The sequence below is a fragment of the Longibacter sp. genome, assembly GCF_051155795.1.
Classification (GTDB): domain Bacteria; phylum Bacteroidota; class Rhodothermia; order Rhodothermales; family Salinibacteraceae; genus Longibacter.
Genome location: NZ_DAXETW010000142.1, coordinates 1 through 6,003, shown reverse-complemented (window position 1 = coordinate 6,003; position 6,003 = coordinate 1). Strand labels below are relative to the sequence as shown.

The window sequence follows — 6,003 nt, the reverse complement described above, 5'->3', positions numbered from 1 at the left end:
GCGTTGCTGGTTCACCACGACGTGAGGCCGGTTCAACAGGCGTCGGTCCCCTCTGTGGCGTGGAGACCGGCAGGAGCACGATGCTCGGCCGCAAACCGAGGATCGTTCCACCGATGGGGAATCGCAGAATCCCGGCGTCGCAAGACCCCTCTTGTTCTCCCCTGTGAGGGGAGAGACGCGTGGTATATATTGGGCGGTACGACCGAAAACAAGTCCTCTCCCTCTTAGGGAGAGACAGAGAGGGTCTTCAGACGCGAGAGGATGTCGCCATCCTCTGGAAAGGATAGGGAACATCTGCTCTCCAATGTAAAATGAGCTACGCCGTAGAGCCAGGCAGCTCCCGGATTACCTATGCAGCATACACACGAGGAGCCGTCTATGGGAGACGGCGTTGCGAACTCAAGACAGGATAGAATGAGCAAAAGGTTGGAAGACTCCTCCTGGTCTCCCCAAAAGCTTTCGGGGGAGAAACACAAGGGCCGTCGTGTTTCTTGACGATCGAGATCCAAGTCCCCTCCCTCGTAGGGAGGGACAGGGAGGGTCTTCCGTGACCAGTAGGTCGAGAGCAGTAGCATCGAGCGGGTGCTTGACCTTCACCCGTCGAGCCTGCAAGTTGGACCGGCTCTTGCTCCTTTCCCGTCCACCTCTCCCCCGTTCTGTTCCTCTTGATCTGTTTTCGTATGCCCCCCTCTGCCCGGGTTCTGTGCGCTGCCCTTCTCACCGCCGTGTGCCTCCTCGCGTGCGCCGCACCGCCGGCACAGGCCCAGACCGACGGCATCCTGCAGATCGGCGGCCCGGCCCAGCGGTTCCTCGAGCGCCAGAAAACCCTTGGTCGCCTGCCCGACACGTTCGTCTCCAACCGGCCGCTGTCCGCCTACGAACTGCAGGCGGCGCTGGACAGCCTGACGGCAAACTACGGGGATGAGCTGTCGAGTGGCGAAGAGCGGTGGGTGGCGCGCCTCCAAAACGACGTGCCCCAGCCGGGAGCCGGACTGGCGCAGTCCATCTGGGGGCGGCTGTACCCGAACGGTCGCGACATGGCCGAGGTGACGGGCGACGGCTACGCGCTTCAGCTCAACCCGCTGCTCTACGCCGGCCTCGGCCAGGCCCGCTTTTCCGACTCGACCAACGTGACCACCTGGCGCAACACACGCGGCGTCCGCGCCTCCGGCCACATCGGCCCCATCTTCTTCGAGAGCCGCCTCACCGAAAACCAGGAGCGGCCGGCGCTTGTGCAGTTTCAGGATGGGACCGCCCCGGGCATCGGCTTCGCGCTGATTCAGGACGACGACACGTACGACTACATCACCGCCACCGGCATGGTCGGCTTCCGGTCTCGGTTCTTCGAGGTGCGTTTTGGGCGGGACCGGAACCGGTGGGGGTATGGCCTCCAGAGCCTCAACGTCTCGGATGCCGCCCCGGCGTACGACCAGCTCCAGATCCGGACGAAGGTCTGGCGGCTCGAGTACACGAACCTGTTCACGCGATACATCGAACCTGAGCGGATAAGAGACCCTGAGCGCGGAGGCAACACCACGTATCCGAGCCGCTACGGCGCGCACCACCGTCTCGCGCTCCAGATCAACGACCGCATCCAGCTCGAGGTGTTCGAGTCGATCCGCTTCGCCCCGCAGACGGATTCGCTCGTCAACCGATCGAATTACGAGCTGGCCTACCTGAACCCGATCATCTTCTATCGGGCCGTGGAGCGCGACATCGGGAGTCCGGACAACGCCATGCTCGGGATTGGCGGCTCCTGGCGCCCGGTCGATGGCGCCCGCGTGTACGGCCAGTTCCTGCTGGACGAGCTGCGCGTCAGCGAGATCGGCAGTGGCTGGTGGGGCAACAAATGGGGCTGGGTGCTCGGCGCGGACGTGGCCGGACTCGGGTCCGATCATCTGGCGCTTCAGGTCGAAGCGGCCCGGCTTCGCCCCTTCCTCTACAACCACTTTTACACGCCCAACGCGTACGTGCATTATCGTGACCCGCTCGGGCATCCTGCGGGGCCCAATGCGTACGACGTGACGCTCGCGGCGACGTACGACCCGCCGAGTCGCTGGCAGGCCGGCCTCACGACGCGATGGACGCAACGGGGACGCAATCCGGCTGGTGAAAACATTGGCTCAGACCCGCAGGTGTCGACCAACACGCGGAGCCGGGATTACGTGGATATGCTGTCCGGCGTCCGACAGACGACCTGGACGGTGGATGTCCATGCCGGCGCCGAGATTCTACCGCAACTGTTTCTGGAGGCGGCTCTCCGGGTTGACGCGACGGATGACGCGGTGCGCGGGACAACGCGTTTCGTGCAGCCGTACGTCGTGCTCCGCTGGGGACTCCCGTTCGATGCACCGGGTCTTCGGTAACGGCTCATTCCGTCCCGATCCGGCGCACCGGTTCGGCGTGGTGTCACGACGAGGTGCGCGACGAGACGCTGGGTGCGTCCGGGTGCGAGGCACCGTCGCCGGAGGACGGGATCGAGCGTGGGGAGGGGGCGGGCTCCGGGTCGAGCGAGATGGAGAAGTACCGGCACGTCACCCCGTTCGCGATGCAGGCGCGCTCGACGGCATCCTTCCGGTCGGGCGGCAGATTCGGATCGGTGACGATCACTTCGTCAATGTCGTACCGGGCGCAGATGTCGTGCAGGTCCTCGATCGTACCGACCACGCCCAGGCCCTGGGTGTGGAGGCCGACCTGGTCCGAGCGATCCGACAGAAAGCCGACGATCGTGCGGTCGAGAAGTGTATCCGGCTGCCGGAAGTACCGGACGGCGAGAAGAGCCGTCGGATCGTTGCCGTAGACCAGTGCGCGGGGCCCTTCTTCCCGGTGGGCGGCGAAGTACTGCCGGAGTCCGCGGAAGCCGAATCGCAGGACCGCGATGGCGCCGGTGGCAAGCATCCAATCGATGACAATGACGGCCGGGGCGATTCGGTCTGCTCCGAACGTCACGATCAACCCGATGTACGTCAGCACCGACGCGACCGTCGACGCGCTGACGAGGCGAACCAGCTCTGGCGTGCCCGCATGGCGCCAGATGCCGTGGTAGAGGTTCGCGAGATAGAAGATCGCTATTTTGAGACCGATCACCGCCGGGAGAGCCGTGAGCATCACGTCATACGCCTCGCCGGGCGGGTTCGCGCCGAACCGTAGGTGGTGCGCGGCAATAAAGGTCGCCGCGACAATGAGCAGGTCGGCGACCGTTCCGAGCAGAGATTTATAGCTTGCGCCGCCGAACATGACGCGCATCATCGCGCCGAACTTCTGGGTAAAGAGAAGCTCTGGCGTCGCGGTTGGCGTCGGATGGGCCGACCAGAGGTACATGCCGAAGGCGACGAGCCCCACGACGGCGAGGAGCGCGAGGGCGTAGAAAAGAGAGGCGGTCGACTGGTAGACCGCGAGCGTTGAGAGGCCGAAGACAGCACTCACGGCGTACAGAAGCAGGACGGTGCGCCGCTCCGACAGGCCGAGAATAACGAGCCGGTGCATCGTGTGGTCGGTTCCCCCCTGCGTGACCGGCACACCCTTCAAAATGCGTGTGATGGTGACGAAGGTCGTGTCGAAAATCGGGACCGCGAGGACCACGATCGGCACGAGGGTCGCTGCGAAGGGACCGCCTTTGCCCTGGACGGTCAGCGCGAGCGTCGCCAGCACGAAGCCCAGAAACATGCTGCCGCAGTCGCCCATGAAGATGCGGGCGGGCTGAAAGTTGAAGAGGAGAAAGCCTGCACCCGCGCCTGCTACGGCGGTGGCCACCATGGCAACGTCCGTCAGTCCGATCATCCAGGCGATGAGCCCGATCACCGACGCCGCGATGGCCGCGAGCCCACCGGCGAGCCCGTCCATGCCGTCGATCAGGTTGATCGCGTTGGTCACGCCGATGACCCAGAGGAACGTCAGCGGCACCGACAGCCAGAAGGGTCCGCCGCGCCAGAACGCGAATCCCGCGTACAGAAGGAGAACCGTCGCCAGGATCTGAACAACCAGCTTGGCCTCCGGGCGGATGTCGTACAGGTCGTCGGCCAGACCGGCGAAGAAGACGAGGCTCCCGGCGAGCCAGACGGGCCACGTATAGAATTCGTAGCCGCCGGATACAACCACCGAAATCACGGTTGCCCCGAAGATGGCGATTCCGCCCATGAGGGCGACCGGTCGGTCATGCCACCGGTCCTGCTGCGGGAAGGCCACCCATCCCGCGCGACGTGCGACCTTGATCACCACCGGCGTCAAGACCACCATGCACAGAGCCGCAATGGCGAACGTCGCGGCTACCGACCACGCGCCCGACGGTCCGCCCAGGTTTGCGATAAACCCGACGAGACCGGAGGAGAGGTCGTGCATCAGCGATGTAAGTAACGCCGAAACGCGTTCCATGCAGAAATCAGCCCACCCATGTGGGAAAAGCAGAGCGACCTACGGTTCGAGGTTCGCGGGAGAAAAGCAGCCATTCCCCTGACACATTAACGTAGCGGGCATCACGGTGAAGTAAATGATGCTCGTGTAAAGACTCTTCGCCGAAACCGCTTTCACGACGTGCGAAATCAACCGCGGGGCGATCTGCGTGGCTCCAGATTGCGATTCGTACCCAGGTTCATGGCTACGAAGCGAAACAGATCGCCGGGTCCGTCGCGCCGATTGGCGGCGTCGTCCTGGCGGGGATCGGGTCGTAGCACGCATGAACGGACATGCGATTCTACACCCTACGAACAGGTCTTTTATCCAATCAAGAACGGTGCCACGCGCCTCGGGTCGTGCTCGGCCGACAGCTCACTCGGCCACTGGATGTGCATGTGCGCGTTCAGCCGATGCCGAGGTGCCGCCGGCGACTGAACGCAGAATCCGGTCGAAGGCGTCGACCGCGCGGTCGAATCCATCTGCTACGGCGCTTCGAGCGCGACGACCCGCAGACTCGATGTCGGGACGACCATACCACGAGCGGATGGCGTCGGCAAGCTGATGTCCCGTCGGGTGGGAAAGGGCGGTACCGCAGTCGTTCTCCTCGATAAGACGAGCGGCCTCGCTGCCCGTCGGGCCGAGGAAGAGCGCCGGCCGCCCGGCCGCGAGGGCGCCGTACATCTTGCTTGGCACGACGAGTCCTTCCGCCTCCTCTTCCATGGTCACCAGGTGCAGGTCGGCGGCGCTCAGGCTCTGGTCCAGGTCCCCGTATGGCTGGAACGGGAGAAACGACACGTTCGAAAGACCGCGGCGTGCTGCCTGCGCCTCCAGATCCGCCTTGCGCGGTCCCTCCCCGACGAAGAGGAAACGGACATCATCGAGCGTCTCCTGAAGCTGTTCGGCGGCATCGAGGACCGCATCGAACGGGTGGGCCAGCCCCATATTACCGGAGTACATGACGACGAAATCGTCTCCGATCGCCTTTTCCTTCCGAAACGGGTTCGCGTCATGTGCTACCGGACGCACGGACGCCGGTGGCCAGTTCGGCACGACCGAGATATCGCTGCCCGGGAGGCCGCGCGACTCGATACGTTCTTTCATGCACCGACCCACGGCCACGACGTGATCATGGTTCTCAAGCGAAGCGGTTGAGACGCGCCGCAGGGCCTTCGCCAGCGTCCCGTTTTCCGGAATGACACCCAGCGCCTCCGCGATCTCCGGATACAGGTCCTGCGCCCAGTGCACGGCCGGGACGCCGGTGATCTTGTGAAAGAGCGCGCCGAGTACGAGGTGAAGCGGCGGGGCTGTTTTCGTGACCACGACGTCCGGCCGCGGAAGCCGCAACATGCGCGTCATCATCGCCGGATAGTGCGACAGGTACGCCAGCGCCCGCTTCCAGGTGCTCTCCCGCGTAAACCGAAGCGCTCCGACCCGCTCTACGCGAACACCGGCTTCCGTAATCTCCGAAGACGGCGCTCCGTCCGCCGGGCCCGTCACGACCGTGACGTCCCACCCGCGTTCTGTCAGCGCACCGGCCATTTCCGCCAGCACCGCACCCGTGGCGCCAGAGGCTGGAGGGTACACGCGGTTGAGGAAGCAGACGGAGGGCAT

Annotated in this window: 3 protein-coding genes; 1 reads left to right on the top strand and 2 read right to left on the bottom strand. The window is 64.6% G+C overall.

Going from position 1 to position 6,003, the window contains the following annotated elements; all coding sequences use genetic code 11:
* Positions 1–680 precede the first annotated feature (680 nt).
* Positions 681–2,366 (top strand): hypothetical protein, encoded by a 1,686-nt coding sequence (locus ACFCU0_RS13805; RefSeq protein ID WP_434974265.1) that lies wholly within the window; start codon positions 681–683, stop codon positions 2,364–2,366.
* Positions 2,367–2,409: 43 nt separating this feature from the next.
* On the opposite strand, the gene ACFCU0_RS13800 is transcribed toward ACFCU0_RS13805, so the two are convergent.
* Positions 2,410–4,338 (bottom strand): hypothetical protein, encoded by a 1,929-nt coding sequence (locus ACFCU0_RS13800; protein ID WP_434974264.1) that lies wholly within the window; start codon positions 4,336–4,338, stop codon positions 2,410–2,412.
* Positions 4,339–4,764: 426 nt separating this feature from the next.
* Positions 4,765–6,003 (bottom strand): glycosyltransferase family 4 protein (locus tag ACFCU0_RS13795; RefSeq protein ID WP_434974263.1); only part of this gene is annotated, 1,239 nt, incomplete at its 5' end.

Bases quoted from the DNA above. Each gene is read 5' to 3' on its own strand.
- ACFCU0_RS13805 (WP_434974265.1), top strand. From the start codon at position 681: ATGCCCCCCTCTGCCCGGGTTCTGTGCGCTGCCCTTCTCACCGCCGTG.
- ACFCU0_RS13800 (WP_434974264.1), bottom strand. From the start codon at position 4,338: ATGCACGACCTCTCCTCCGGTCTCGTCGGGTTTATCGCAAACCTGGGC.